Below are 25482 nucleotides of genomic sequence, written 5' to 3' on the forward strand. Positions count from 1 at the left end.
GTCCCGGGAATGCAGGAATCCCCCGCTCCGGTTCGAGAGCGGGGGATGTCCGGTGCACGCGTTCCGTCCGGCCCGGGGAGACGGCCCCGGGTCCGGGCGGGCGCGACAGATCGTCGGCCTGGATCAGCCGTCGATGTTGGTCTGCGAGGTCGAGCCCGGGGAGCACTCGGACACGGCCGGGGCGTCCTCGCCGTTCACGGCCTGCCCACCCAGCACACCCAGCACGCTGGCGGCGATGTCGACGCTGTTCAGCGAGCAGGAGAGCACGTTGGCGTTGTTCAGGGCGTTGACGTCGCCGACGTTGATCAGACCGGACTGACGGTTCGAGTCGTTCTGGTCGATGTTGTTGACCTGCTTGGCGTTGACGTCCCCGCCGTGCCCGTGCCCGTGGCCACCGTCACCGGCGAACGCCAGTGGCGAGACGGCGAGCAGCCCGGCGGTGACACCAGCGGTGACGATTCCAGCCTTCTTCAGCACAGTTCATTCTCCGTTTGTGTACGGGTCCGTGTCGGACCGGCGTGTTCGGCGTGGGTTCGGGAGCCCCGCCGATGCACAGAACGCTATCCGGTCGTACCTCGATCCAACGAATTCCTTACCACCATCGGACCAGTGGAATTACTTTCGGCGAGGATACTGCTCTCTTCCGGCATCCCGATCTTCGTCGAACCGGCCCCGACGGACGCGTCGCACGACGGACCGTCACCACGGTGGACCCGAACGGACGCGCATCCTTTTCGTGAACCACGCTCCGTGATGTCGCTCCGCACGACCGCGTGAGCTCGCGTCACCCTCTCGCGTCGTCTTCCGCCCGCTGCATCACGAAACAGAACCCTCACAACGACGCATCCCACCCGGCCGGGGGTCACTCCTACGATCCGCTCACCCGACGAGCCGAGGCGTGCCCCATGAGCGACCCGACCGAGGACTACCTGGCCCGACGCACGCTCCGCACGGGCGCCGCCGGCTGGGTGCTGCTCGCCGGCCTCGGCGTCAGCTACGTCATCTCCGGCGACTACTCCGGATGGAACTTCGGCCTGGCCGAGGGCGGTTTCGGGGGCCTGCTCGTCGCCGGGATCGTCATCGCCGCGATGTACTTCGCGATGGTCCTGGGCATGGCCGAGCTGTCCTCGGCGCTCCCGGCCGCCGGCGGGGGCTACACGTTCGCCCGCCGCGCGCTCGGGCCGTGGGGCGGGTTCGCCACCGGGACGGCGATCCTCATCGAGTACGCGATCGCCCCGGCCGCGATCGCGACCTTCATCGGCGCCTACGTCGAGTCGCTGGGCCTGTTCGGGATCACCGACGGCTGGTGGGTCGACCTGGCCGCCTACGTCGTCTTCATCGGCGTCCACCTCACCGGTGCGGGCGAGGCCCTGAAGGCGATGTTCGTGATCACGGCGATCGCGCTGGTCGGGCTGGTGGTGTTCGCCGTCGCCGCGATCCCGCTGTTCGACCCGGCCAACCTGGTCGACATCGCGCCGACCGCTGCGGCGGGCGCGTCACCGTTCCTGCCGTTCGGGTGGCTCGGCGTCTGGGCCGCCGTGCCCTTCGCGATCTGGTTCTTCCTCGCACTGGAGGGCGTCCCGCTGGCGGCCGAGGAGGCGCGGGACCCGGAGCGCAACGTCCCGCGCGGCATCCTCGCCGCGATGCTCGTCCTGCTGCTGACGGGTGCGTCGGTGCTGGTGCTGGCCACCGGGGCGCTCGGTGCCGACGCACTCTCGGAGTCCGGCAACCCGCTGGTCGAGGCGCTCGGCAGCTCACCGGCCGCCGTCGTCGTCAACTACATCGGTCTGGCCGGCCTCGTCGCCAGCTTCTTCTCGATCATCTACGCCTACTCGCGGCAGACGTTCGCCCTGGCCCGCGCCGGGTACCTGCCGCGCGTCCTGTCGATCACCAACGGCCGGAAGGCGCCGACGCTCGCACTGCTCGTCCCCGGCCTGGTCGGGTTCCTGCTGTCGCTGACCGGGCAGGGCGACATGCTGCTGAACATGGCGGTGTTCGGTGCCGCGCTGTCGTACGTGCTGATGATGGTCAGCCACATCGTGCTGCGCAGGCGGGCGCCGGAGATGCCGCGGCCGTACCGGACGCCGGGCGGGACGGTCACGACCGGGTTCGCGCTGGTCGTCGCGCTGCTGGCGGTGGTCGCGACGTTCCTGGTCGATCCGGTCGCCGCGGGCGCGACCCTGGGTGCTTTCGCCCTGTTCATGCTGTACTTCGCCCTCTACTCACGGCGTCACCTGGTGGCCGCCGCGCCGGACGAGGAGTTCGCGGCGCTGGCGGAGGCCGAGGCGGAGCTGACGTGACGGAGCCGATGTGACGGCCGAGCGGGGGGCGGGATGACACGGCGGCGAGCGACCCTCGGTGGTCACACCTACGAGTTCGCGGACCTCGCGGCGCTGCTGGCCGCCGCCACCCCGGAACGCTCCGGTGACGTGCTCGCCGGGATCGGCGCGTCGTCGGAGCAGGAACGGGTCGCCGCCCAGGGCGTCCTGGCCGACCTCCCCCTGGCGACGTTCCTCTCCGAGCAGGTCGTCCCGTACGAGGACGACGACGTCACCCGGCTGATCGTCGACACCCACGACCGGGAGGCGTTCGCCCCGGTCGCGTCGATGACCGTCGGCGGGTTCCGGGAGCACCTGCTCCGGCCCTCGACCGACACGACGTCCCTCGCCGCCGGGCTCACCCCGGAGATGGTCGCGGCGGCGGCCAAGCTGATGCGATTGCAGGACCTCGTCGCGGTCGGCCGACGCACCCCGGTCGTCACGGCGTTCCGGTCCACGGTCGGGCTGCCGGGCACGATGGCGACCCGGCTCCAGCCCAACCACCCGCCCGACGACCCGGGCGGGGTGACGGCGTCCATCGTGGACGGCCTCCTGCTCGGCTGCGGCGACGCCGTCATCGGGATCAACCCGGCCACCGACTCGCCGCAGCGCACGACCGAGCTCCTGCACCTGATCGACGAGGTGCGCACCCGGTACGAGATCCCCACCCAGTCCTGCGTGCTCGCCCATCTCACGACGTCGATCGAGATCATGGAGCGCGGCGCCCCCGTCGACCTCGTCTTCCAGTCGATCGCCGGGACCCAGGCCGCGAACGAGGGGTTCGGCGTCGGCCTGGACCTGCTGCGCGAGGCGCACGAGGCCGCGCTCGCACTGGGCCGGGGCACGGTCGGCACGAACTGCATGTACTTCGAGACCGGTCAGGGCAGCGCGCTGTCCGCCGACGCGCACCACGGCGTCGACCAGCAGACCCTCGAGACCCGGGCCTACGGCGTGGCGCGGGCCTTCGATCCGCTGCTGGTCAACACCGTCGTCGGGTTCATCGGGCCGGAGTACCTGCGCGACGGCAAGCAGATCACCCGGGCCGGGCTGGAGGACCACGTGTGCGGGAAGCTGCTGGGCGTCCCGATGGGGGTCGACGTCTGCTACACCAACCACGCCGAGGCCGACGCCGACGACACCGACGCCCTGCTCACCCTGCTCGGCGCCGCGGGCTGCTCGTTCGTCATCTGCGTGCCCGGCGGCGACGACGTGATGCTGCACTACCAGTCGCTGTCGTTCCACGACGCGCTCTACGCCCGCCAGGTGCTGGGACTGCAGCCCGCGCCCGAGTTCGCGTCCTGGCTGGCGACGATGGACATGCTCGACGACGACGGACGGGTCCGTGAGCTCCCGGCGTCGGCGATGCGTGCACTGACGGCGGGGGTCCGGTGACCGGGCACGGCGGGTCCGACCCGCTCGACGTCCTGCGCGCCTCGACCCGGGCCCGGGTCGCGCTGGGCCGCGCCGGCGACGCCCTGCCCACCGCCCGGCTGCTGGAGCTGCGGGCTGCGCACGCCGCCGCCCGCGACGCCGTCCACACCCCGCTCGACGCCGACGCGCTCGCCGACCGGATCGCCGGGCTCGACGTGCCGACGCTGCGTGCGGCCGGCGCCCCGCGCGACCGCGCCGAGTACCTGACCCGCCCCGACCTCGGCCGCCGGCTGGCGCCCGGTGTGGAGCTGCCGCGGGGTGAGCACGACGTCGTACTCGTCGTCGCCGACGGGCTCTCTCCGCTCGCGGTGACCGACCACGCGGTGGGGATGCTCGCCGAGGTCCTCGACCGGCTCGGTGACGCGCGGGTGGCCCCGGTCGTCGTCGCCACCCAGGCCCGGGTGGCGCTCGGCGACGAGATCGCCACCGCGGTCGGCGCCCGGAGCGTGGTGGTCCTGATCGGCGAGCGGCCCGGGATGAGCTCGGTCGACTCGCTCGGCGTCTACTTCACCTACGACGCCCGCCGCGGCCGTCGCGACTCCGAGCGGAACTGCCTGTCCAACATCCGGCCCCCGCACGGCACCGGGTACGCCGAGGCCGCGACGACGCTCGCCCTGCTGATGGGTGAGGCGTGGCGGCTCAAGCTGTCCGGGGTGGCGCTGAAAGCGGATCCCGCGCTGCCGGCGGGGTGAGCCGGTCAGCCGCGCAGCTGCCCGACGGCGGCCTCGGCCGCGTCGATCTGCCGGGTGCCCTGCCCGACCGCCCACGCCCGCGTGTCGCGGTCGACGGCCAGGCACGTCCACCCGGGTCCGTCCTCACCGGACAGGTGCACCAGCAGGATCCGGTCGTCGTGCTCGACCCGGAGCCGGTGTCGCGGGTTGCCGTCCTCGTGCAGCGTCCGGACGGGCGGCTCGGTGTCGGGCGCGACGAACGACGTCCAGCGCGGCATCGGTGCTCCTCGGTGTCGACGGACCGGGATGAGTTCCGCAGTGTTCCGCGGTCTCCCCTTCCGAGGCCACCGACCACCGGGAGACGACCGTGCCGCTGACGACCCGTGACGACCTGTGGGCCGCGATCCACGCGGAGCGCGCCGCCCTCGCCGAGGACCTCGGCGACCTGACCGACGAGCAGTGGGCGACGCCGTCGCTGTGCGGGCGCTGGACGGTCGAGGAGGTCGTCGCCCACCTCACGGCGGCGGCGAACACCGGAACGTTCCGCTGGGTGCGGAGCATGCTCGCCGCCCGGTTCGACGACGGCGTCCACAACGACCGCCGGCTCGCGGAGCACCGGGGCGTCACCCCCCGCCGGGACGCTCGAACGCTTCCGCGCGGTGGTCACCGCCACGACGGCGGCGTCCGGGCACACCGCGGCGTGGCTGGGCGAGGTCGTCGTGCACGGCCAGGACGTCCGGCTCCCGCTCGGCATCGACCGCGCCCCGTCGGTCGGGGCGGCCACCGCCGTCGCCGGGTTCTTCGTGCGCCGCGACTTCACCGTGAACAGCCGCCGGGCCGCCGCCGGGCTGCGGCTGGAGGCCACGGACGGACCGTTCGCCCACGGCTCGGGGCCCCTGGTCCGCGGGACCACGGTGGCACTGGTGACGGCGCTGGCCGGGCGTGCCGCCGTGCTCGGCGAGCTGGACGGCCCGGGCGTCGCGACCCTGCGGAACGCTGTACCTGATATTCCTTGACGCGTATATACCGGTAACGGCATGCTAGGACTCGTGCGCGACGTCTTCGACGTGCTGGCCGACCCGACCCGGCGAGCCATCCTCGACGAGCTCCGCCGCCGGGGCGGGTGCGTCGTCGGTGAGCTCACGACGGCGCTCGGGCTCGGGCAGCCCACGGTCTCGAAACACCTGCGGGTGCTGCGCGACCTGCACGTGGTCGACGTCGTCGCCGAGTCCCAGCAACGTCGCTACAGCCTGCGGCCCGGCGGGCTGGCGGCGGTCGAGGACTGGCTCGCACCGCACCGCGCGTACTGGACGGAACGGTTCGAGGCGCTCGGCGAGTACCTCGACGAGACGGACCCCGCAGGAGGAGACACCGCATGAGCACCGACGTCAGGCTGGAACACGGCCCGGAAGGGCCGGTCCTCCACTTCACCCGCCGCTACCCGCACTCCGTCGAACGGGTGTGGGCGGCGCTCACCGAGCCCGAGCGGATGAGCCGCTGGTTCCCCTGCGAGGTGGAGGCCGATCTCCGCGTCGGCGGCCTGATCACGTTCCGGTTCGGCGCCGACGACGTCGACACCGCCGAGATCACCGAGCTGGACCCGCCCCGGGTGCTGGCGTTCACGTGGGGCGGTGAGCACCTGCGATGGACGGTCACCCCCGACGGTGACGGCTGCGTGCTGCGGCTGGAGAACCCCGTCGCAGACCCGGGCTGGACCGCGAACACCGCGGCCGGCTGGGACCGCTGCCTCCACGCACTCGCCGCGGACCTCGACGGCGAGGAGCTCCCGGACCGCACCGGGCCCGACGAGGCGCTCACCGCCCATTACCGGGAGGTCCTGGGTCCGCACCCCTTGCCGTCGCCACCGGGACGGGGATAATCCGGTCCGCGGGTCCCACCCGAACCGGCTGCCGGAACCAGGACCCGTGGGAGGCGCCCGGACACGGCCGTCCGCGGGAGGCGCCGGCCCTCGGCACGAACCGCACGAGGATGAGGATGTCCGCGAGCGACGGGTCCGACGGCGAGATCACCCGGTCCGGCTTCTCCACCACCGATCCCGCACGTGCCGAGCAGTTCTTCCGCGACTCCTACGCCGACCTGCGGCTCCGGTTCACCGGACGACCGGAGGACTTCACCGTCGACCAGCTCGCGGTCACGGGCCCCGGGCTGGTCGTGAGCACGCTGCAGATCGGCATCGACCTGACCTACGCGATCGACCAGATGCTCGACGACGTCCTCGTGATGTCCAGCCCCTTCACCGGCCGGCTCACCTACGCCGAGACCTGCTACCAGGACACCTGCGTGACCCGGGGCGAGGTGGCTCTCAGCCCACCGACCGGACCGGCGGTCGCGACGTCCGAGCAGCTCGGCGCGGCCGTCGTCGTCCTCGACCGCGCCCGGGCGGCCCGGCACGCGGCCGCGATGGTCGGGATCGAGCCCGACCAGCTGCGGTTCGACCGGATCACGCCCGCGGACCCGCGGATGGCGCGGTTCTGGACGGGCACGGTCGCGCACGTCCGCGACGACGTGCTGCTCAACCCCTGGGTGGTCGCCGAGCCGATCCTGGCGAACCAGGCGTTCCGCACGCTGGCCACCGGACTGCTCTCGACGATCCCGAACTCGGCGCTCGCACGCGCGGTCGACCCCGAGACCCCACCGGTCCACGGCGACCTCCCGGAGGCGACGCTCCGGGAGGTCACCGAGTACATCGACGCACACGCCGACCGGCCGCTCGGGCCCACCGACATCGTCGGCCTGACGGGACGGTCCACCCGTGACGTCGGGGAGGGCCTGCGCCGGAGCCGCGGGAAGCATCCCTCCGAGCTGCTCTGGGACGCCCGGCTGCGCGGGGCGCGGAGAGCCCTCGAACAGGCCGCGCCGGAGACCGCCCCGGACATCGCCGCCCTCGCGCGCCGGTGGGGGTTCGGCGACCTCGGACGGTTCCGGGTCGCCTACACCCGTGCATTCGGCGAGCCCCCCGAGGAGACGCTGCGCCGCTGAGCGACCGGCCGGGAGGAGCGCTCCGACAACGAGAAAGGCCCCCGGTTCCAGCGTCTCCGCTGGTCGGGGGCCTCTCTCAACCCTGGTGGCTGGTCCAGGATTCGAACCTGGGAAGGCTACGCCGACGGATTTACAGTCCGCTCCCTTTGGCCGCTCGGGCAACCAGCCAGGGTGCACGTCGTTCTCTCTCGGTGCGTGCACGAGGATACGACACGACACGTGAGCCCCCGACGAGGGGGGCCCGACCCCGAGAGGAGGACCGAGACATGGCGGACCCGTCATTCGACGTCGTCAGCAAGGTGGACCGGCAGGAGGTCGACAACGCCCTCAACCAGGCTGCGAAGGAGCTCTCGCAGCGGTTCGACTTCCGCGGGACGAACACCACGGTCGCCTGGGCCGGGGAGGAGGCCGTCACCTTCGAGTCCGACACCGAGGAGCGGCTGCGCGCCGGGCTCGAGGTCTTCAAGGAGAAGCTGATCAAGCGGGGCATCTCGCTGAAGGTGTTCGAGGCCGACGAGCCGGCGATCTCCGGCAAGACCTACCGGGCGAACGGCACGATCCTCCAGGGCATCGCGCAGGACAAGGCCAAGCAGATCAGCAAGGCGATCCGGGACGAGAAGCTCAAGGGCGTCCAGGCCCAGATCCAGGGCGACCAGCTGCGCGTCTCGGGCAAGAAGAAGGACGACCTCCAGGCCGTCATCGCACTGCTGAAGGAAAAGGACTTCGGCATCGCACTGCAGTTCACGAACTACCGCTGACCGAGCGGCGGCTCCCGGTGTGCCCACGGGCGGGCCCGCTCCAGCTGTGCGGCCAGCGCCAGCAGCTCGGGCTCCGACCCCGGCCGTCCGACGAACTGGACGCCGAGCGGCAGCCCGCCGGGCGTCCGGTACAGCGGCACCGACGACGCCGGACGCCCCGTCAGGTTCGCCAGCTGGGTGTAGGGGACCGGGGCGAAGTTGGCGTCGACCAGGCTCTCGACCAGGTTCATCCGCCCGAGCAGCCCACCGGCCCGTGCCGACAGCAGCCCCCGCGCGGTCAGCTCGACCGGCGCGGCCAGGTCGAGCTCCCCGATCGGCCACGGCGGCCGGGCCAGGGTCGGGGTGAGCAGCAGGTCGTAGCGCCGGTGGAACTCCGCCAGCGCGCGGGTGTGGGTCTGCCAGCGGGCCTGCGCCCCCAGGTAGGCCGGTGCCGGGGTGGCCCGCCCGATGGCGGCCATCACCCGGGTCGCGGTCTCGAACGCGTCGTCGCCGCAGCCGGTCAGCCGGCGGGCGGCGTCGACCTGCGTGGCGATCATCCCGAACCACGTCGTGAGGAAGTCGGTGGCGAGCGCCCGGCCGTCGACCGCGGGAGCGGACTCCTCGACGACGTGCCCGAGCCCGGTGAGCAGCTCGGCGGCGTCGGCCGCGGCGGCGACGGCCTCGGGGTGCACGGCTCCGCCGAGCGGGGACGCCGTGCTCATCCCGATCCGCAGGCGGCGAGGATCGTCGCGGACCGCGTCGGCGTAGGGCCGCTCCGGCGGCCGCACGAGGTACGGGCTCTCCGGGGCGGGACCGGCGACGACGTCGAGCAGCGCCGCGGAGTCGCGGACCGTCCGCGACAGCACGCCCTGCACGGCGGCGCCGTGGAACCCCTCGTCGGCCTCCGGACCGGAGGGGACGACGCCGCGGCCCGGCTTCAGCCCGAACAGCCCGCAAGCAGCGGCGGGGATGCGGATCGACCCTCCGCCGTCGCTCGCACCGGCGGCCGGGACGATCCCGGCGGCGACGGCCGCGGCGGACCCGCCGGAGCTGCCACCGGGGGTGCGGGCCGGGTCCCACGGGTTGCGGGTCGGGCCGCCGGCGACCGGTTCCGTCACCGCGCGGGCACCGAACTCGGGCGTCGCGGTACGGCCGAGGACGACGAGCCCCGCGTCGAGCCAGCGCCGCACCACCGTGGAGGTCTCCGGGCGCGGGTACGACGCCAGCGGCCGGGTTCCGCTGCCCGTCGGGACGCCCGCGATGTGCTGGCCGAGGTCCTTCACCAGGAACGGCACCCCGGCGAACGGCCCGGTCAGCGCGCCCCGCGCGCGGGCACGGGCGCTGCCGGTCAGCCGGTGCCGGATCGCGTTGATCGACGGCTCGACGGCGTCGGCCCGGTCGAGCGCCGCCTCCAGCAGTTCCGGCGCGCTCACCTCACCCGAGGCGACGAGCCCGGCCAGGCCGACGGCGTCGTGGCTGCGGTAGTCCTCCCACGTGATCCCCACACGGGGATCGAAGCACGGATCAGGGGCCGGACACCGGTGCGGGTGCCGGAGCGGGATCCGGCGCACCGTTCACCCCGGCGACGACGCCGAGGGCCAGCACGATCGCCGTCGCCGCGCCCAGGACGGCAGGCAGCACCGGCCGCACCGACGACGGCAGCACGGTCGCCGTCGTGCCGCGCACGGGGGCGGGCCGGAACGGCTCCGGCAGCTGCGCGACCGCGTGGGGACCGCGCCAGGAGGCCCGGTCGTCGCGTGGACGCGGGATCACCGGCAGCGCCTGGGTCGGGGCCTCGTCGGCCGGATCGCCCGCGTGCGGGGTGAACAGCTCGTCACCGGCGGGCGCGGGCTGCGGCACGGCCGGGGCGTCGCCCGTCGCCTGCACGTCCGGCCGGGCCGGTACCTCGACGCGCTCCGCGCGGTCCTCCGCCGGGGACCACGCCTGCTGCTCGGGGACGTCCGCCCGGACACCTGCCGGCTCGTCGTCCCGGGGGCCGCCCTGGGTCGGCACGGCCGGTCCGGTGTCCGACAGCGCGTGCCGGGGCTTGCGGGACGGGGTCTCGCTCATCGGGTCCTCTTCTGCAGGGGGAGCTCTGCTCTCCCACTACATCGCCCGCGAACCCCCGGACCGTTACGAATTCGCGACCTCCGCCGGGTCCGGCATCAGCGGACCATCGCCTGCAGGCGCGCGATCCGGTCCTCGATCGGCGGGTGCGTGGAGAACCAGCGCGCGGCCTTCTCGCCGGGCCGGAACGGGTTGGCGATCATCAGGTGCGACTGCGAGGTGAGCCGCGGGTCCGGCGGCAGCGGCGCCGCGGCCGTCCCGTACTTGAGCTTGTGCAGCGCCGACGCCAGCGCCAGCGGGTCGCCGGTCAGCTCGGCACCGGAGGCGTCGGCCTGGTACTCCCGGGACCGGCTGACCGCCATCTGCACGACGCCGGCGGCGATCGGCCCGAGCATCGCGACGAGGATGATCGCGATCGGGTTCGGCCGGTCCTCGTCGCCACCGCCGAACAGCGAGCTGAACATGGCCATGTTCGCGATGAAGGACACCGCGGAGGCCATCGCACCGGCCACCGACGAGATCAGGATGTCGCGGTTGTAGACGTGGCTGAGCTCGTGCCCCAGCACCGCGCGCAGCTCCCGCTCGTCGAGCAGCTGCATCAGGCCCGTGGTCACGCACACCGCGGCGTTGCGCGGGTTGCGGCCGGTGGCGAACGCGTTCGGGGCATCGGTCGGGCTGATGTAGAGCGCGGGCATCGGCTGGCGCGCACGCTGGCTGAGCTCGCGGACCACGCGGAACAGCTGGGGGTACTCGGCCTCGGTAACCGGCTGGGCGTGCATCGAGCGCAGCGCCAGCTTCGCCGAGTTGAAGTAGGCCCAGCCGTTCATCGCGAACGCGATCACGACGGCGACGACCAGGCCGCCGCGACTGCCGATCACCCCGCCGATCGCGATGATCAGGGCGCTCATCGCGCCGAGGAGCACGGCCGTCTTCAGACCGTTCATGTGGCTGTGCACGCCGCCCTCACCTCTCCGTGCGGTCCTGTGGGGGTTCACCGGGTGAACGGGCGAACCGGGCGCAACGTTCCGAGGTGTGACCCACGGCGTCCCGCTCCCCGGAACCCGACGGGTGCAGCCCGCCGTTCCGGCGTGGATGATCCGTGGCATGAGCGACATCGAGGTCCGGACCGAGATCACCGACGGCGTCGCGGTGCTCACCGTGTCGAACCCGGCGCGACGGAACGCGCTCAACCTGGAGCTCTCCGGGAGGCTCGTCGAGGCCGTCGACGCGGCGAACGCGAACCGGGACGTCGGCGCGATCGTCGTCACCGGCGAGCCGCCGGCGTTCTGTGCCGGGGGCGACCTCGCGGAGCTGCAGGAGGCCGACCCGGAGACGCTGCGGCGCGTCTACTCGGGCTTCCTCGCCATCGCGGCGTCGCCGCTGCCGACCCTCGCCGCGGTGAACGGTGCCGCCGTCGGGGCCGGGATCAACCTGGCGCTGGCCTGCGACGTCCGGCTCGCCGGGCCCACCGCGAGGTTCGACGTCCGCTTCATGCAGCTGGGCCTGCACCCCGGCGGCGGGTACACATGGATGGCGCACCGCGCACTGGGCGCGCAGGGGAACGCGGCGATGACACTGTTCGGCGACGTCCTCGACGCACGGGACGCCGAACGGGTGGGCCTCGCGTGGCGCGCCTACGACACCGACGAGGACCTGCGCGCCGGTGCGATGGAGCTGGCGGGGCGCGCGGCGGCGGCGCCGCGGGACCTCATCACGACGACGAAGGCCACCATGCGGGTGACGTCCCGGCTCGACGCGCACGCCGACGCCACCGACATCGAGGTCCGGGCGCAGGCCGAGACGGTGCACACCGAGGCGTTCGCCGAGCGCGTCGCCGCACTGCAGAAGAAGATCAGCAAGAAGTGACCGGACTCACTCCGGCGACGGCACGAACCCCTGTGACGTGCGACAGGGCGACGGGACGTCGTTGCGAACCGGCAGTTAACCTCGACTTAGCACCGCACTTCCGACGGAACCGGGGGCCGATCTGCCCATGACCACCAGCGACACCCCTGTCGAGGCTCGTGACTCCGAGGTCGTCCAGCGCGATCGGGTGGTGATCCGGTTCGCGGGTGACTCCGGTGACGGGATGCAGCTCACCGGTGACCGTTTCACCTCGGAGACGGCCAACTTCGGCAACGACCTGTCGACCCTGCCGAACTTCCCGGCCGAGATCCGGGCACCTGCCGGGACGCTGCCCGGGGTCAGCTCGTTCCAGCTGCACTTCGCGAACTACGACATCCTCACCCCGGGTGACCGCCCGGACGTGCTGGTCGCGATGAACCCGGCGGCGCTGAAGGCGAACATCGGCGACCTGCCGCACGGCGGCGTCGTGATCGTCAACACCGACGAGTTCACCAAGCGGAACCTGACCAAGGTCGGGTACGAGGCGAACCCGCTCGAGGACGACTCCCTGGAGCCCTACGCCGTGCACGGGGTCGCGATGGCGACCCTGACCCGCGGGGCGCTGGAGGAGACCGGGCTGTCGAAGAAGGACGCCGAGCGGGCGAAGAACATGTTTGCGCTCGGGCTCCTGTCCTGGATGTACCACCGGCCGAGCGAGTCGACCGAGCGGTTCCTGCGGGAGAAGTTCGCGAAGAAGCCCGACATCGCCGAGGCGAACGTGCTGGCGTTCCGCGCCGGGCACGCCTATGGCGAGACGACCGAGGCGTTCGCGGTGACCTACGAGGTCGCGCCGGCGAAGCTGGACCCGGGCACCTACCGCCAGATCACCGGCAACGCCGCGCTGGCCTACGGGATCGTCGCCGCCGGGCAGACCACGAGCCTGCCGGTGTTCCTGGGCACCTACCCGATCACCCCGGCCTCGGACGTGCTGCACGAGCTGTCCAAGCACAAGTCGTTCGGGGTCACCACCTTCCAGGCCGAGGACGAGATCTCCGGTGTCGGTGCCGCGCTCGGGGCGAGCTTCGGCGGCGCGCTGGGCGTGACCACCACCTCCGGTCCGGGTGTGGCGCTCAAGGCCGAGACCGTCGGCCTGGCGGTGGCCCTGGAGCTGCCGCTGCTGGTGATCGACGTCCAGCGCGGCGGCCCGTCGACCGGGCTGCCGACCAAGACCGAGCAGGCCGACCTGTTGCAGGCCCTGCACGGCCGCAACGGCGAGGCACCGCTGCCGGTGATCGCGCCCTGCACGCCCGGTGACTGCTTCATCGCCGCGGTGGAGGCCGCCGCGATCGCGGTGAAGTACCGGACGCCGGTGATGCTGCTGTCGGACGGGGCGCTGGCCAACGGCTCCGAGCCGTGGAAGATCCCCGACGTCGAGTCGCTGCCCACGGTCGACCCCGGGTTCGCGACCGAGCCGAACGCCCCGGACGGCTCCGGCGAGTTCTGGCCCTACCTGCGTGACCCGGAGACCCTGGCGCGGCCGTGGGCGATCCCGGGCACCGCGGGGCTGGAGCACCGGGTCGGTGGCCTGGAGAAGGCCGACGGCCGCGGTTCGATCTCCTACGACCCGGACAACCACGACCGCATGGTCCGGCTGCGCCAGGCCAAGATCGACGGCGTCGAGGTGCCCGACCTGGCCGTGGACGACCCCGACGGTGACGCCGACGTGCTCGTCATCGGGTGGGGTTCGGCCTACGGCCCGATCAACGCCGCCGCACGGCGGGTGCGCAAGCTCGGCCACTCGGTCGCGACCGCGCACCTGCGCAACCTCAACCCGATGCCGGCCAACCTCGGCGAGGTCCTCGGCGCCTACCGCACGGTGCTGTGCCCGGAGATGAACCTCGGGCAGCTCGCGATGCTGCTGCGCGCCGAGCACCTGGTCGACGTCAAGAGCTACACCAAGGTGGCCGGGCTGCCCTTCGGCGCCGAGGAGCTGCAGGACGTGTTCCTGGACTACCTCACCGGCAAGCACCCGGAGTCGGCCACCGGCCCCGGCACCACAGCGATCACTGGAGCGTAGGCATGAGCGCCACCGACCTGGGTCTGCCCTCGATCGGCGGACTCGACGGCGTCCCCACCACCGACGCCAAGCAGACCGCGAAGGACTACACCTCCGACCAGGAGGTCCGCTGGTGCCCCGGCTGCGGTGACTACGCCGTGCTCGCCGCGGTCCGCCAGTTCCTGCCCACCCTGGGCATCAAGCGCGAGAACACGGTGTTCGTCTCGGGCATCGGCTGCTCGAGCCGCTTCCCGTACTACCTCAACACCTACGGGATGCACTCCATCCACGGCCGCGCCCCGACGATCGCCACCGGTCTGGCCACCACGCGCCCCGACCTGTCGGTCTGGGTCGTCACCGGCGACGGCGACGCGCTGTCGATCGGCGGCAACCACCTGATCCACGCGCTGCGCCGCAACGTCAACATCAAGATCCTGCTGTTCAACAACCGGATCTACGGGCTGACGAAGGGCCAGTACTCCCCGACCTCCGAGGTCGGGAAGGTCACCAAGTCCACGCCGATGGGATCGGTGGACCACCCGTTCAACCCGATCTCGCTGGCACTGGGCGCCGAGGCGTCGTTCGTCGGCCGGGCGCTGGACTCCGACCGCAAGAGCCTGCAGGCCGTGCTCCAGGCCGCCGCCGAGCACCGCGGCTCCGCGCTGGTCGAGATCTTCCAGGACTGCCCGATCTTCAACGACGGCAGCTTCGACGTCCTGCGCAAGGGCCAGAACGAGAACCGTCTCGTCCCCGTCACCCACGGCGAGCCGATCCGGTTCGGCGCCGAGGGCGACGACGGGCTCGGCACCCACGCCGTCGTCCGGTCCGGGTTCGGGCTGAAGGTCGTCGAGGCCGCCACGGTCGACGCCTCGGAGATCGTCGTCCACGACGCGACCGACCACGAGCTCGCGTTCGCCCTGTCCCGCCTGTCGGACCAGGACCTGACCCACACCGTCACCGGCGTGTTCCGCGACGTCGCCCGCACCACCTACGACGACGCCGCCCGCGCCCAGGTCGAGGAAGCCACCGCGGTCCACGAGGGCGGCCAGGCCGGCAGCGCCGACCTGCAGGCCCTGCTCAACGGCCGCGACACCTGGACGATCCTCTAGGACAGGTCACGACGACGGCCCCGGCGCTCCACGAGTGCCGGGGCCGTCGTCGAGTTGCCGCGGTGGCGGTCAGCGGGATCCGGGGCGCTCGTGCCAGGCGATGAAGCCGGCGGCACGGGCGTCGTCCTCCGCGGTGAAGTACAGGTCGGCGCGGGTGCGCACGTAGTACGGGGACTCCGTCGTGTGGAACCGCCGGGATCCGCTGTGCACCTTGACCCGGTGGGACTCCGGCGGCTCGGCGCCGTCCGTGGGCGCCAGGACCGAGCCGGGGAACGGGCCCGGGCGCGATCCCTCGGGAACCGGGTCGGACGCCGCGGCCGGCCCGATGAGCCGGGAGTCCAGGGCGGCGAGCGCCGACCCGCCGGACGACGGCCTCCCCGTCCGGGACGACGCCGTCACGGGCTCCGGCGGGGCCGGCTCCTCGGACAGGTCGAGATCCGGGAGCGGCTGCGGTGCGACGCCGTCGCGCAGGGCGTGGCGGCCGGACGGTTCCGCGTCGTCGGTGGTGCCGTCCTGCTGCCGCGGGATCGAGACGGGGGCGCCCTCGCCGTCGTCCGCGGTGCGGGAGGTGGCGGTTCCGGCCGCCCCGGTCTCCGGGGCCACGGTGTCCGCATGCGCGGCGTCAGGGGCGGCAGCGTTCGGGTTCGTGACGTCCGAGCCGGTGGCGGTCGGGACCGCATCGGGACCAACGGCGTCCGGGACGGCGGCACCCTGGTCCGTGGCGCCCCCGTCCACGGCGAGCGGCGTCGCGGTCTCCGGCGCCGCAGTCTCCGAGGTCGCGGCCTCCGAGGTCGCGGCCTCCGAGGTCGCGGTCTCCGGCGCCGCAGTCTCCGAGGTCGCGATCTCCGGCGTCGCGGCCTCCGAGGTCGCCATCTCCGGCGTCGCGGCTTCCCAGGTCGCGGCCTCCGGCGTCGCGGCGGAGACCTCCCTCTCGTTCTCCGTCACGGAGGTGGGCGGACTCGCGGCTCCGCCCGGCCCTGCCCCGGCGCCGGGACCGTGGTCCACGGACCGCTCCCCCGCCGTCACGGTCGCGGGCCCGGCCGACCGGTCCACCGCGGACGGAGACGCGTCGTCCGTGCCGTCCCCCGGAGGCTCGGCGTCCGGCGAGGGCGTGTGCGCGCGGGAGTCCGGCTCCGCACCGCCCGGACCGGCGTCACCGGACGTCTCCGCCGTGACGGCGTCGTCCGGGCCGGCGTTCCGCCCCCGTGCCCGGACCACGACGAGCCCGGCCACCACGAGAACGACGACGACCGCGAGCAGTACCCACATCCAGCCCATGACCGGACCTCCGTCCGCCGGGTGTTCCCCGGCGCTGTTCCTCGGTAGCGCACGTGCCTGGTATCGGTATCACGGATCGTGCGTGCCGGTAAGCCGGTCGCGCGCCCGCGTGCCCGTACCGGATCATGGTGCCCGTGACGGGGCTCGGAACGGTAACGCGATGACGGCGCATTCGCCCGAACGAACCACCCCCGAACGGGACGAGCTGGACCCGAAGGGGCTGGCCACCGGCGTCACCGCCTACGTGATCTGGGGGCTGTTCCCGGCGTTCTGGACGCTGCTCGATCCGGCGGCGCCGGTCGAGGTGCTCGCCCACCGCATCGTCTGGACGGCGGTGCTCATGTCCGTCGTCCTCACCGTCCTGCGCGGCTGGAGCGACCTGCGCCGGCTGGACCTGCGCGGCTGGTGTGCGACCGCGGCGGCCGCGGTGTTCATCGCCGTCAGCTGGGGAATGTTCATCTGGGGCGTCTCGGTCGGCCGGGTCGTCGAGGCGGCGCTCGGCTACTACATGACGCCGCTGGTGGGGGTACTGCTCGGCGTCGTCATGCTGCGGGAACGGTTGCGGCCGATGCAGTGGGTGGCGCTCGCCCTGGCGGTCGTCGCCGTCGGGGTGATCGCGTTCGGCAACGGCGAGGTCCCCTGGCTGTCGATGGTCCTGGCGGGCTCGTTCGGGATCTACGGCCTGTTCAAGGCCACGGTGCGGCTGCCCGCCGCCACGAGCCTGACCGCCGAGGGGCTGGTGCTGCTCGTCCCGGCGACGATCTACCTGCTCGTCCTGGAGTCCGCGGGCAGCGGGACGTTCGTGTCCCTCGGCCCGTGACACCTGCTGCTGATGCTCTCCGCCGGGCCGGCCACGGCGCTGCCGCTGTTCCTGTACGGCGCCGCGGCCCGGCGACTCCCGCTCTCGACACTCGGCGTGCTCCTCTACATCAACCCGACACTGCAGTTCCTGTGGGGCGTCCTCGTCGTCGGCGAGGCGATGCCACCGACCCGCTGGGCCGGGTTCGTGCTCGTGTGGCTGGCCCTGGTCGTCTTCACGATCGACCTCGTCCGCCGGGCCCGACGGGCACCCGTCGCGCCGGCGGTCGCCTGAGGGGCGGCTCCGAGCCAGGAGAGCCGGTCCGCGGCGGAGCAGGGCGGGTCAGCACCGACGGCCTGCGCAGGTCGGTCATCCGGGCGCTCGGTAGGTGTGCCCCGTGGGGGTCGTGGTCCGCACGCCACCGTCGGGGCCCCGGGCGACCCGCCACCCCGCCTGCTCCCGGACGTGGTTGTGGAACTCGCACACACCCCTGCCGTTGTCGAGCTCGGTCGCCCCGCCCTCGGCGTCGCGGTGGATGTGGTCGATGTGGCGGACCGGGGCGTCGCAGTAGGGCTCGGTGCACCGGTTCCCCGCGCGCGCCCGGACCAGGCGGGCCAGCAATCCGGTGAAGGTGCGCTGGCGGGAGTCTCCGCCGATCAGGACTCCGTCGGAGGTGATCAGGCGGCGCAGGGTCTTCCTCCCCTCGCCCGTGGCGAGGAGCTCGACCGGGACCGGTCCGTGGCCGGGGATCTCCGCCGGCAATGGCGAGTCCGGGTCCAGCAGCGCCTCGATCGGCACCACGACCTGGACCTCGACACCCACATCGGTCGCCATCGCCTGTCCGGTGAGGCGTTCGACGAGCGTGTCGGCCATGACCTGACCACGGGTACGGGTCAACGGTGCCGGGTCCACCGACACCTCGGTGAACGCCTTGTTCAGGGCGGCGAGGCAGGCCACGCCCTGTTCGACCGGGAGGTAGGCGGTCAGGAAGGTCATCGCATCCGGCGCCGGACGCAACGTCACGCGCCGCTCGGCACGGGCGGACTCGACCCGGGCGAGGAACTTCCCCGGTGCGACCTCGGCGGCGAAGCGGCAAGCGAGATCACGCAACCGGCCCAGACCGAGCCTGGTCAGATCGTGCGCAGCCAGACGAACATCCACCGCGGCACGTTCAGCACGGTCCAGACCCGAACACGCGGCCACCACCACCGCCACCTTCGCCGAGCTCAACTCACCGGCCCCGAACAACCCACGCACGTGATCGAGACCGTCGTGCAGATCCCGGGCGACGCTCACCCGACGCCGCGCCTCGGCCGGCGACACCCGACAGGCCAACCCGACCTGCGCCACCACACCCCGCTGCAACCGATCCGGATCCGTCCGACCGGCCGCGATGCCGTTCTCCACATGGAGCCGGGCGAACGCCCGCACCCGGGTCGCCTGGAGCGCGGCCAGCGAGTGCTGCACGGATTCGAGCTGCTGGATCTGGTCGATCAGCTCCGCCTCGGAGACCCCGGACAGGTCGTCGAGCGCGGCCTGCTCCACCGCCAACTGAACCAGCGCCAGATCGACCTGAGGGAACCCCGGACCGGCAGGGAGGCCGGTGCGTGGAGGTTCCTGGACCGCGGTCATGGGGGCGACCGTACTCGAACATATGTTCGATCCGCTTGCAACCGTTCGCGATAGCAAACCCCTGACCAGCAAGGAGAGTGCTGCCGCCGGCATCCCGCCACCGGCGGGGACGGATAAGGCCCGGAGCCGGAAGCCGGCGGCCACCGCGTGTCCGCACGGCGTCCGACACAGATGGTGTCCCAGCGCATCGAGGACACCGAGCAACCCGCCGGGCGGCCGCCGAGGCCGCCGCCGGCCCTGCTTCCGACGAAAGCGCCCGCCACCGGCGGACCGGGCTCAGCCGGTCCGCTCGACGGTGTAGTCGGTCAGGGTCCGCAGGGCGTCGATCGCCGGACAGGCCGGGAGCACCGCGAGCTCGGCCCGTGCCCGGTCGGCGTAACCCGCGACCGTCTCCCGTGCCCGGACCAGCGCGTCGCCCGACCGGAGGAGGTCGAGGGCCTCGGCCACCTCGTCGTCGTCGGTGATGGGGGCCGCCAGCAGCTCCCGCAGCCGCCGCGCCGACGGCGAGTCGTCCCCGTCGCGCAGCGCGTACAGCATCGGCAGGGTGTGCACGCCCTCCCGCAGGTCGGTCCCCGGGGTCTTGCCGGAGTCGTCCGCGGGGCTGGCGATGTCGATGATGTCGTCGGAGATCTGGAACGCCGTCCCGATCACGTCACCGAACCGGTGCAGGGCCTCGATGTGCTCGGTGGGGGCCCCGGAGAACATCCCGCCGTAGCGGCCGGACGTCGCGATCAGCGACCCGGTCTTCTCCCCGACGACCCGCAGGTAGTGCTCCACCGGGTCGTCCGACGGCTTCGGGCCGCGGGTCTCCCGCATCTGCCCCGTCACCAGCTGGGCGAACGTCTCGGCGATGATGCGGACCGCGTCCGGGCCGAGGTCGGCAACCAGGCGCGACGCGTGCGCGAACAGGAAGTCGCCGGTCAGGATCGCGATCGAGTTGTCCCAGCGGGAGTTGGCCGACTCCGCGCCGCGGCGCATCGCGGCCTCGTCCATGACGTCGTCGTGGTACAGCGTCGCGAGGTGGATCAGCTCCACCACCGCGGCCGCCGTCATCACGCCGTCGCGTTCCGGATGCGGCCCCACCTGGGCCGCGAGCAGCGTGAACAGCGGCCGGAACCGCTTCCCGCCCGCCTCGATCAGGTGCAGCGAGGTCTCGGTGACGAACTCGTAGTCGCTGTGCACCTCGCGGTGCAACAGGTCCTCGACCCGCTTCAGCCCGTCCGCCGTGGCCTCCGCCAGGGCCGGATCGGCCATCCGGACCCCGGCCACACTCTGTGTCTCCACCCCCACAGCGTACGAACGTCAGCCCGCGAACGCGCCGCTGGCGGCCCATTCGAGGACGGGTGTGGGAAGAATCCCCAGTACCAGCGTCGCGAGCGTGCCCAACGTGATCGCCACGGTGGTGAACGCACCCGGCACGACGACGGTCGGGCCGTCCTCCGCAGGCTCGCTGAAGTACATGAGCACGACGATCCTCAGGTAGAAGAACGCGGCCACCGCCGACGCGACGAGCGCGATCACGACGAGCGGCACCATCCCGTCCGCCGAGGCGGCCGAGAACACCGCGAACTTGGCGGTGAACCCGCTGGTCAGCGGGATTCCGGCGAGCGCGAGCAGCAGGAACGTCATGATCCCCGCAGCGAGCGGGGACCGCTTCGCGAGCCCGGCCCAGGCCGACAGGTGGCTCGCCTCGCCGTCCGGGCCGCGGACCAGCGACACCACGCCGAACACCGCGACCGTGGTGAAGCCGTAGGCGAGCAGGTAGAAGAGCAGCCCGGCGGTGCCCTGCGGGGTGAGGGCCATCGCGCCGAGTAGGATGAACCCGGCGTGGGCGATCGACGAGTAGGCGATCATCCGCTTCACGTCGCTCTGGGTCAGGCCGAGCACCGCGCCGACGACCATCGACACGATCGCGACCGCCCAGAGCACGCCCCGCCACTCCCAGACGGTGCTGCCGAACCCGACGTAGAGCACGCGGGCGATCGCCCCGAACGCGGCGACCTTGGTGCAGGCCGCCATGAACGCGGTGACCGGTGTCGGGGCGCCCTGGTAGACGTCCGGCGTCCAGGTGTGGAACGGCGCCACCGACCCCTTGAACAGCAGCCCCACCAGGAGCAGGGCGAGCCCGGCGAACAGCAGCGTGTCCGACGCGAGCGTGCCCGCGGTGGCCTGCGAGATCGCGCTCAGCCGCACCGACCCGGCGTAGCCGTAGAGCAGCGCGATCCCGTAGAGGAAGAACGCCGAGCCGAAGGCACCCAGCAGGAAGTACTTGACCGCCGCCTCCTGCGACAGCAGCCGCCGGCGACGGGCCAGGCCACACATCAGGTACAGCGGGAGCGACAGCACCTCGAGCGCGATGAACATCGTCAGCAGGTCGTTGGCCGCGACGAACGCCATCATCCCGCCGAGCGCGAACAGCACGAACGGGAACGGCTCCGTCTGCATCGTCGGCTGCTCGTCCGGCGCGCCGTAGGAGCGGTCCACGTGCTCGGGAGGTGCCCCGCCACCGGTGGCGGGGACGCCGGCGCGGGCCGCGGCCCGCTCGGCCGCGGAGGCCACGAACACCCCGCCGGGTTCGACCGACCGGTCCGCCAGCAGGAGGAGGCTCGGGATCGCCAGCACGATCAGCGTGCCCCACAGGAACAGAGCGGGACTGTCGACGGCCAGTGCCGCGCCGAAGGTGAGCACCGGCCCGGGCGACGACAGCGCGTACCCCGCCAGTGCCACCAGCGCCGCGACCAGGGTGATCCCGGTCCACAGCACCTGCACCGGCCAGCGCTGGTGCCGGGGCAGGAACGCCTCCGGCAGCACCGACACGCAGGCGCCGGCGAACACGATCCACAGCGGCGAGGACGCCGCCCAGTCGATCGGTGGCATCTCGATCTGCGTCACCTGCGCCGGGAGGGCCGTCGGGAGCAGCACGGTCATCGGATCCCTCCAGCGGGCACCGGGTCGGGCAGGCCGAGCTCTGCCATGGTCGCCGTCACCGACGGGTTGATCAGGTCGAGCACCGGCGCCGGGTAGAAGCCCAGCACGACGATCGCGACGATCAGCGGCGCGAGCACGCCGATCTCACGGCCGGTGAGGTCCGGGAAGCCGCTGCCCTTGCGTTGCGCAGCGACCACCGGGTCGATCATCGACCCGGGCCCGCCCGCGCCCCCGCGCTCCAGGGCCGCGATGACGGCGTCGCCGCGGACCGGGCCCTGCATCGTGCGCTGGTAGAACCACAGCACGTAGAGCGCGGCGAAGATGATCCCGACGGTCGCGATGATCGTGAACACCGGGCGGGTCGGGAACGACCCGAGGAGCACCAGGAACTCCGAGACGAACGAGTTCGTGCCCGGCAGCGCCAGCGACGACATCCCGGCCAGCAGCAGGCAGCCCGCCATCACCGGCGCCAGCTTCGCGACACCGCCGTAGTCGGAGATCAGCCGGGACCCGCCGTGACTGATCAGCACGCCGACCATCACGAAGAGCATCCCGGTCGAGAGACCGTGGTTGACCATGTACAGGGTCGCCCCGGCGAAGGCCTGCGAGGAGAACGCGAACACCCCGAGCGCGATGAAGCCGAAGTGCGCGACCGACGTGTAGGCGACGAACCGGCCCATGTCGGTCTGGCCGACCGCGAGCAGCGCCGCGTAGACGATCCCGGCGACCGCCAGCACCAGCACCACCGGCGCCATGATCTGGCTGGCCTGCGGGAACAGCGGCAGCAGGTAGCGGAGGAAGCCGAACGTGCCGACCTTGTCGAGGACGCCGACGAGCAGCACCGCGCCGACGATCGGGGCCTCGGCGCCGGCGTCGGGCAGCCAGGTGTGGAACGGCACCAGCGGCGCCTTGATCGCGAACGCGACGAAGAAGCCGAGGAACAACCACACCTGGGTCGACGGCGGCACGCTCGCCGCCATCGTCTGCAGCTCGGCCCAGGTGAAGGTCCCCTGCCCGAGCTGCTGCTCGCTGACCACGAACAGGCCGATCAGCGAGGCCAGCATGATCAGGCCGCCGAGCAGCGAGTAGAGGAAGAACTTCACCGCCGCGTACTGCCGCCTCGGTCCGCCGAAGCGACCGATCAGGAAGTACATCGGGACCAGCATGGCCTCGAAGAACACGTAGAACAGGAAGACGTCGGTCGCGGCGAAGACGCCGACCAGCGTCGCCTCGGTGGCCAGCAGCAGCGCGAAGTAGCCGGCCGCCGAACGCCCCTCGGGCAGCTTCTCCGCCCAGGCGAACAGCATCAGGCCGGGTACGAGGAACGCGGTGAGCGCGATCATCGCCAGCGCGATGCCGTCGACGCCGAAGGCGATGTGGGTGCCGAAGGCCGGGATCCACGGGAGCGAGAACTCCAGCTGGAAGCGGGTGCCCGCCTGCGCCGAGGGGATCGAGTACATCCCCCAGGCGACGACGACGAGCACGAACTCCAGCAGCGCCGTCGCCATCGCGACGGCCTTCGCGGCGGGCACGTTGCGGCGCAACGGGTACATCACCAGCGCGCCGGCCACCGGGACCAGCAGCAGGACCAGCAGGAACGGGTTCCCACCGGCCCCGGGGACGATCGGGTCGACCATCTGGGCCTGGGCGATCATGCGAACCTCACCGCCAGCATCGCCGCGACGATGATGACCCCGCCGCCGAGCATCGATAGGGCATAGGACCGGACGAAGCCGGTCTGCATCCGGCGGAGCCTGCCGGAGCCACCGCCGAACGCGGCCGCGGTCCCGTTGACCACGCCGTCGATCCCGCGGTTGTCGAAGAACACCAGCAGCCGGGTGAGCCAGATCCCGGGCCGCTCGATGAAGGCCTCGTTGAAGGCGTTCGCCCCGAGGTCGGCGCGGGCCGCCCGGACGACCGGCGAGACCCGCTGCGGGCGTTCCACCGGCACGGAGGAGCGCCCGACGAACAGGTACGCCAGCAGGACGCCGAGCAGCGAGATCCCGACGACCAGCCACGGGATCACCGCGTGCGGCAGCACCCCGCCCTCGGCCTCGACCCGCTCCCCGACCGACGGTGCCAGCCAGGTCGGCAGCACCCCGTAGAGCAGGCCACCGGCGAACACCGAGCCGAACGCCAGCACGATCATCGGGACGGTCATCGTCACCGGGGACTCGTGCGGGTGGTACTCCCGGCCGTCGGTGGATCTCAGGTCCTTCCAGCGGCTCTCACCGAAGAAGGTCATGAGCATCAGCCGGGTCATGTAGAAGCCGGTCAGGCCGGCCGCGAGCGTCGCGAGCCCGCCGAAGGTCCAGCCCTGCCAGCCGTCCTGGGCGAACGCGGCCTCGATGATCGCGTCCTTGGAGAAGTAGCCGGACAGGAACGGGAACCCGATCAGCGCGAGGTAGCCGAGGCCGAAGGTCACGAAGGTGACCGGCATCTTCTTCCACAGCCCGCCGAACCGGCGCATGTCGACGTCGTCGTTCATGGCGTGCATGACCGAGCCGGCCCCGAGGAAGAGCCCCGCCTTGAAGAAGCCGTGCGTGAGCAGGTGCAGGATGCCGAGCGCGTAGCCGACCGGGCCGAGCCCGACGGCCAGGATCATGTAGCCGATCTGGCTGACCGTGGAGTAGGCCAGCACCTTCTTGATGTCGTCGTAGGCGCAGCCGACGATCGCACCGATCATCAGCGTGACCACGCCGATGATCGAGACGACCAGCCGACCGGTCTCCGAGAGGTCGTAGACCGGCGAGGCGCGCGCGATGAGGTAGACACCCGCGGTGACCATCGTCGCCGCGTGGATCAGGGCCGAGACCGGGGTCGGGCCCTCCATCGCGTCCGGGAGCCAGGACTGCAGCGGGAACTGGCCCGACTTGCCGCAGGCGCCGAGCAGGAGCAGGAGGGTGACCGCCAGGACGGTCCCGCCGGGCACCTCGCCGATCCGGGCGAAGACCTCGGTGTACTGCAGCGTCCCGAGCTCCAGCCAGAGCAGGAAGATCGCGATGGCCAGGCCGACGTCGCCGACCCGGTTCATGATGAACGCCTTCTTCGCGGCCGTCGCCGCGGACGCCCGGTCCTGGTAGAAGCCGATCAGCAGGTAGGACGCCAGGCCGACGCCCTCCCAGCCGAGGTACAGCATCACGAAGTTGTTGCCGAGGACCAGCACGAGCATGGCCGCGACGAACAGGTTCAGCTGGGCGAAGAACCGCCGGCGGTTCGGGTCGTCGCTCATGTAGCCCACCGAGTAGAGGTGGATGAGCGCACCGACACCGGTGATGAGCAGGACGAACGTCAGCGACAGCGGGTCGAGCCGGACGCCGAAGTCCACGCTCAGCGCGCCGGACGACATCCACTCGTAGATCGAGAGCTCGCGGGTGCGGGCGTCCGGGTCGAGCCCGAGGGTCTCGACGAAGATCGCGAGGCCGACGGCGAAGGCGGCCACCACGGTCGCGACGCCGAGCCAGTGGCCCCAGGCGTCGGCGCGGCGGCCGGCCAGGAACAGCACCAGTGCGCCCGCGGCGGGGAGCGCGATCAGCAGCCACGCCAGCGACGCGGCGCCGGTGGCGGGTTCGACCGCCTGCGCGAGGGTGAGGGGGAGCTGGGTCACCGTT

24 protein-coding genes and 1 tRNA gene are annotated in these 25482 nt (G+C 72.4%); 13 read left to right on the plus strand and 12 right to left on the minus strand.

The window, feature by feature from the left end:
• Positions 1-123 precede the first annotated feature (123 nt).
• The gene (locus tag Ae150APs1_RS12480; RefSeq protein ID WP_075297644.1) at positions 124-477 is read right to left on the minus strand and encodes a hypothetical protein; all 354 of its coding nucleotides are present in this window, start codon (positions 475-477) and stop codon (positions 124-126) included.
• Between the two features lie 428 nt (positions 478-905).
• On the opposite strand from Ae150APs1_RS12480, the gene eat reads away from it, so the two are divergent.
• From eat to eutC, 3 genes are read left to right on the plus strand one after another with little or no spacing between them, the layout of a single operon-like run.
• Complete coding sequence (gene eat, locus Ae150APs1_RS12485; protein ID WP_075297646.1) at positions 906-2300, plus strand: ethanolamine permease; 1395 nt, start codon at positions 906-908, stop codon at positions 2298-2300.
• Between the two features lie 33 nt (positions 2301-2333).
• Complete coding sequence (locus tag Ae150APs1_RS12490; RefSeq protein WP_075297648.1) at positions 2334-3710, plus strand: ethanolamine ammonia-lyase subunit EutB; 1377 nt, start codon at positions 2334-2336, stop codon at positions 3708-3710.
• Positions 3707-4441 (plus strand): ethanolamine ammonia-lyase subunit EutC, encoded by a 735-nt coding sequence (gene eutC / locus Ae150APs1_RS12495; RefSeq protein WP_075297650.1) that lies wholly within the window; start codon positions 3707-3709, stop codon positions 4439-4441. The genes Ae150APs1_RS12490 and eutC overlap by 4 nt, the downstream gene beginning before the upstream one ends.
• A gap of 5 nt (positions 4442-4446) precedes the next feature.
• Here the strand turns inward: eutC and Ae150APs1_RS32010 are convergent, their stop codons facing one another.
• The gene (locus tag Ae150APs1_RS32010) at positions 4447-4698 is read right to left on the minus strand and encodes a hypothetical protein (RefSeq protein WP_010243165.1); all 252 of its coding nucleotides are present in this window, start codon (positions 4696-4698) and stop codon (positions 4447-4449) included.
• 381 nt (positions 4699-5079) lie between these two features.
• On the opposite strand from Ae150APs1_RS32010, the gene Ae150APs1_RS34630 reads away from it, so the two are divergent.
• The 4 genes from Ae150APs1_RS34630 (at position 5080) to Ae150APs1_RS12520 (ending at position 7420) form a co-directional block, all read left to right on the plus strand.
• A complete protein-coding gene (locus tag Ae150APs1_RS34630; protein ID WP_349289881.1) occupies positions 5080-5436 on the plus strand; it encodes a hypothetical protein in 357 nt (118 codons plus the stop codon).
• A gap of 21 nt (positions 5437-5457) precedes the next feature.
• Complete coding sequence (locus tag Ae150APs1_RS12510; RefSeq protein ID WP_033200686.1) at positions 5458-5799, plus strand: metalloregulator ArsR/SmtB family transcription factor; 342 nt, start codon at positions 5458-5460, stop codon at positions 5797-5799.
• Entirely contained in the window at positions 5796-6299 is a 504-nt protein-coding gene (locus Ae150APs1_RS12515) for an SRPBCC family protein (protein WP_075297654.1), read from the plus strand. Before Ae150APs1_RS12510 ends, Ae150APs1_RS12515 begins: the two co-directional genes overlap by 4 nt.
• 116 nt (positions 6300-6415) lie before the next feature.
• On the plus strand, positions 6416-7420 hold the full coding sequence (locus Ae150APs1_RS12520) for a helix-turn-helix domain-containing protein (protein WP_075297656.1): 1005 nt from the start codon (positions 6416-6418) through the stop codon (positions 7418-7420).
• Between the two features lie 83 nt (positions 7421-7503).
• Here the strand turns inward: Ae150APs1_RS12520 and Ae150APs1_RS12525 are convergent.
• Positions 7504-7588: transfer RNA gene (locus Ae150APs1_RS12525), tRNA-Tyr, on the minus strand.
• A gap of 98 nt (positions 7589-7686) precedes the next feature.
• On the opposite strand from Ae150APs1_RS12525, the gene Ae150APs1_RS12530 reads away from it, so the two are divergent.
• Positions 7687-8178, plus strand: a complete 492-nt coding sequence (locus Ae150APs1_RS12530; RefSeq protein ID WP_075297658.1) for a YajQ family cyclic di-GMP-binding protein — start codon at positions 7687-7689, stop codon at positions 8176-8178.
• Here Ae150APs1_RS12530 and Ae150APs1_RS12535 read toward each other — a convergent pair.
• The 3 genes from Ae150APs1_RS12535 to htpX all read right to left on the minus strand — a co-directional run bounded on the left by Ae150APs1_RS12535 (position 8169) and on the right by htpX (position 11180).
• Positions 8169-9656: an amidase gene (locus tag Ae150APs1_RS12535; protein WP_060576441.1), complete on the minus strand. Its 1488-nt coding sequence runs from the start codon at positions 9654-9656 to the stop codon at positions 8169-8171. The two genes, Ae150APs1_RS12530 and Ae150APs1_RS12535, sit on opposite strands and share 10 nt — an antisense overlap.
• Positions 9657-9681: 25 nt before the next feature.
• The gene (locus Ae150APs1_RS12540) at positions 9682-10227 is read right to left on the minus strand and encodes a hypothetical protein (protein ID WP_075297660.1); all 546 of its coding nucleotides are present in this window, start codon (positions 10225-10227) and stop codon (positions 9682-9684) included.
• Positions 10228-10322: 95 nt separating this feature from the next.
• Positions 10323-11180: a zinc metalloprotease HtpX gene (htpX, locus tag Ae150APs1_RS12545; RefSeq protein ID WP_010243150.1), complete on the minus strand. Its 858-nt coding sequence runs from the start codon at positions 11178-11180 to the stop codon at positions 10323-10325.
• 148 nt (positions 11181-11328) lie between these two features.
• On the opposite strand from htpX, the gene Ae150APs1_RS12550 reads away from it, so the two are divergent.
• From Ae150APs1_RS12550 to Ae150APs1_RS12560, 3 genes are all read left to right on the plus strand, one after another.
• Complete coding sequence (locus Ae150APs1_RS12550; protein WP_010243148.1) at positions 11329-12090, plus strand: enoyl-CoA hydratase; 762 nt, start codon at positions 11329-11331, stop codon at positions 12088-12090.
• Positions 12091-12217: 127 nt separating this feature from the next.
• The gene (locus tag Ae150APs1_RS12555; RefSeq protein ID WP_075297662.1) at positions 12218-14146 is read left to right on the plus strand and encodes a 2-oxoacid:acceptor oxidoreductase subunit alpha; all 1929 of its coding nucleotides are present in this window, start codon (positions 12218-12220) and stop codon (positions 14144-14146) included.
• 2 nt (positions 14147-14148) lie between these two features.
• Entirely contained in the window at positions 14149-15234 is a 1086-nt protein-coding gene (locus Ae150APs1_RS12560; protein ID WP_075297664.1) for a 2-oxoacid:ferredoxin oxidoreductase subunit beta, read from the plus strand.
• Between the two features lie 69 nt (positions 15235-15303).
• Here Ae150APs1_RS12560 and Ae150APs1_RS12565 read toward each other — a convergent pair whose 3' ends face one another.
• The gene (locus Ae150APs1_RS12565; RefSeq protein WP_075297666.1) at positions 15304-16512 is read right to left on the minus strand and encodes a hypothetical protein; all 1209 of its coding nucleotides are present in this window, start codon (positions 16510-16512) and stop codon (positions 15304-15306) included.
• A 160-nt stretch (positions 16513-16672) separates the two neighbouring features.
• Here Ae150APs1_RS12565 and rarD point away from each other — a divergent pair, with 160 nt between their 5' ends.
• A complete protein-coding gene (rarD, locus tag Ae150APs1_RS12570; RefSeq protein WP_249266316.1) occupies positions 16673-17332 on the plus strand; it encodes an EamA family transporter RarD in 660 nt (219 codons plus the stop codon).
• 12 nt (positions 17333-17344) lie between these two features.
• Positions 17345-17605, plus strand: a complete 261-nt coding sequence (locus tag Ae150APs1_RS33560) for a hypothetical protein (protein WP_249266317.1) — start codon at positions 17345-17347, stop codon at positions 17603-17605.
• Positions 17606-17680: 75 nt separating this feature from the next.
• On the opposite strand, the gene Ae150APs1_RS12575 is transcribed toward Ae150APs1_RS33560, so the two are convergent.
• The 5 genes from Ae150APs1_RS12575 to nuoL all read right to left on the minus strand — a co-directional run bounded on the left by Ae150APs1_RS12575 (position 17681) and on the right by nuoL (position 25478).
• Positions 17681-19087 (minus strand): HNH endonuclease signature motif containing protein, encoded by a 1407-nt coding sequence (locus tag Ae150APs1_RS12575; RefSeq protein ID WP_249266318.1) that lies wholly within the window; start codon positions 19085-19087, stop codon positions 17681-17683.
• Between the two features lie 132 nt (positions 19088-19219).
• Positions 19220-20197, minus strand: coding sequence for a polyprenyl synthetase family protein (locus Ae150APs1_RS12580; protein WP_075302038.1), 978 nt, complete (start codon positions 20195-20197; stop codon positions 19220-19222).
• 48 nt (positions 20198-20245) lie between these two features.
• On the minus strand, positions 20246-21835 hold the full coding sequence (gene nuoN, locus Ae150APs1_RS12585; RefSeq protein WP_170918173.1) for an NADH-quinone oxidoreductase subunit NuoN: 1590 nt from the start codon (positions 21833-21835) through the stop codon (positions 20246-20248).
• Between the two features lie 32 nt (positions 21836-21867).
• Positions 21868-23526 carry an NADH-quinone oxidoreductase subunit M gene (locus Ae150APs1_RS12590; RefSeq protein WP_083680093.1) on the minus strand — a complete coding sequence of 553 codons (1659 nt, stop codon included), beginning with the start codon at positions 23524-23526 and terminating at the stop codon, positions 21868-21870.
• Positions 23523-25478 carry an NADH-quinone oxidoreductase subunit L gene (gene nuoL / locus Ae150APs1_RS12595; protein WP_060574791.1) on the minus strand — a complete coding sequence of 652 codons (1956 nt, stop codon included), beginning with the start codon at positions 25476-25478 and terminating at the stop codon, positions 23523-23525. Before nuoL ends, Ae150APs1_RS12590 begins: the two co-directional genes overlap by 4 nt.
• Between the last annotated feature and the right edge of the window lie 4 nt (positions 25479-25482).

The organism is Pseudonocardia sp. Ae150A_Ps1 (assembly GCF_001932315.1).
In the GTDB taxonomy this organism is placed as follows: domain Bacteria; phylum Actinomycetota; class Actinomycetes; order Mycobacteriales; family Pseudonocardiaceae; genus Pseudonocardia.

Coding starts and splice junctions, on each gene's coding strand:
- eat (WP_075297646.1), top strand. CDS start 906: ATGAGCGACCCGACCGAGGACTACCTGGCCCGACGCACGCTCCGCACG.
- Ae150APs1_RS12490 (WP_075297648.1), top strand. CDS start 2,334: ATGACACGGCGGCGAGCGACCCTCGGTGGTCACACCTACGAGTTCGCG.
- Ae150APs1_RS32010 (WP_010243165.1), bottom strand. CDS start 4,698: ATGCCGCGCTGGACGTCGTTCGTCGCGCCCGACACCGAGCCGCCCGTC.
- Ae150APs1_RS12510 (WP_033200686.1), top strand. CDS start 5,458: ATGCTAGGACTCGTGCGCGACGTCTTCGACGTGCTGGCCGACCCGACC.
- Ae150APs1_RS12515 (WP_075297654.1), top strand. CDS start 5,796: ATGAGCACCGACGTCAGGCTGGAACACGGCCCGGAAGGGCCGGTCCTC.
- Ae150APs1_RS12520 (WP_075297656.1), top strand. CDS start 6,416: ATGTCCGCGAGCGACGGGTCCGACGGCGAGATCACCCGGTCCGGCTTC.
- Ae150APs1_RS12530 (WP_075297658.1), top strand. CDS start 7,687: ATGGCGGACCCGTCATTCGACGTCGTCAGCAAGGTGGACCGGCAGGAG.
- Ae150APs1_RS12540 (WP_075297660.1), bottom strand. CDS start 10,227: ATGAGCGAGACCCCGTCCCGCAAGCCCCGGCACGCGCTGTCGGACACC.
- Ae150APs1_RS12550 (WP_010243148.1), top strand. CDS start 11,329: ATGAGCGACATCGAGGTCCGGACCGAGATCACCGACGGCGTCGCGGTG.
- Ae150APs1_RS12555 (WP_075297662.1), top strand. CDS start 12,218: ATGACCACCAGCGACACCCCTGTCGAGGCTCGTGACTCCGAGGTCGTC.
- Ae150APs1_RS12560 (WP_075297664.1), top strand. CDS start 14,149: ATGAGCGCCACCGACCTGGGTCTGCCCTCGATCGGCGGACTCGACGGC.
- Ae150APs1_RS12565 (WP_075297666.1), bottom strand. CDS start 16,512: ATGGGCTGGATGTGGGTACTGCTCGCGGTCGTCGTCGTTCTCGTGGTG.
- rarD (WP_249266316.1), top strand. CDS start 16,673: ATGACGGCGCATTCGCCCGAACGAACCACCCCCGAACGGGACGAGCTG.
- Ae150APs1_RS33560 (WP_249266317.1), top strand. CDS start 17,345: ATGCTCTCCGCCGGGCCGGCCACGGCGCTGCCGCTGTTCCTGTACGGC.
- Ae150APs1_RS12580 (WP_075302038.1), bottom strand. CDS start 20,197: ATGGCCGATCCGGCCCTGGCGGAGGCCACGGCGGACGGGCTGAAGCGG.
- Ae150APs1_RS12590 (WP_083680093.1), bottom strand. CDS start 23,526: ATGATCGCCCAGGCCCAGATGGTCGACCCGATCGTCCCCGGGGCCGGT.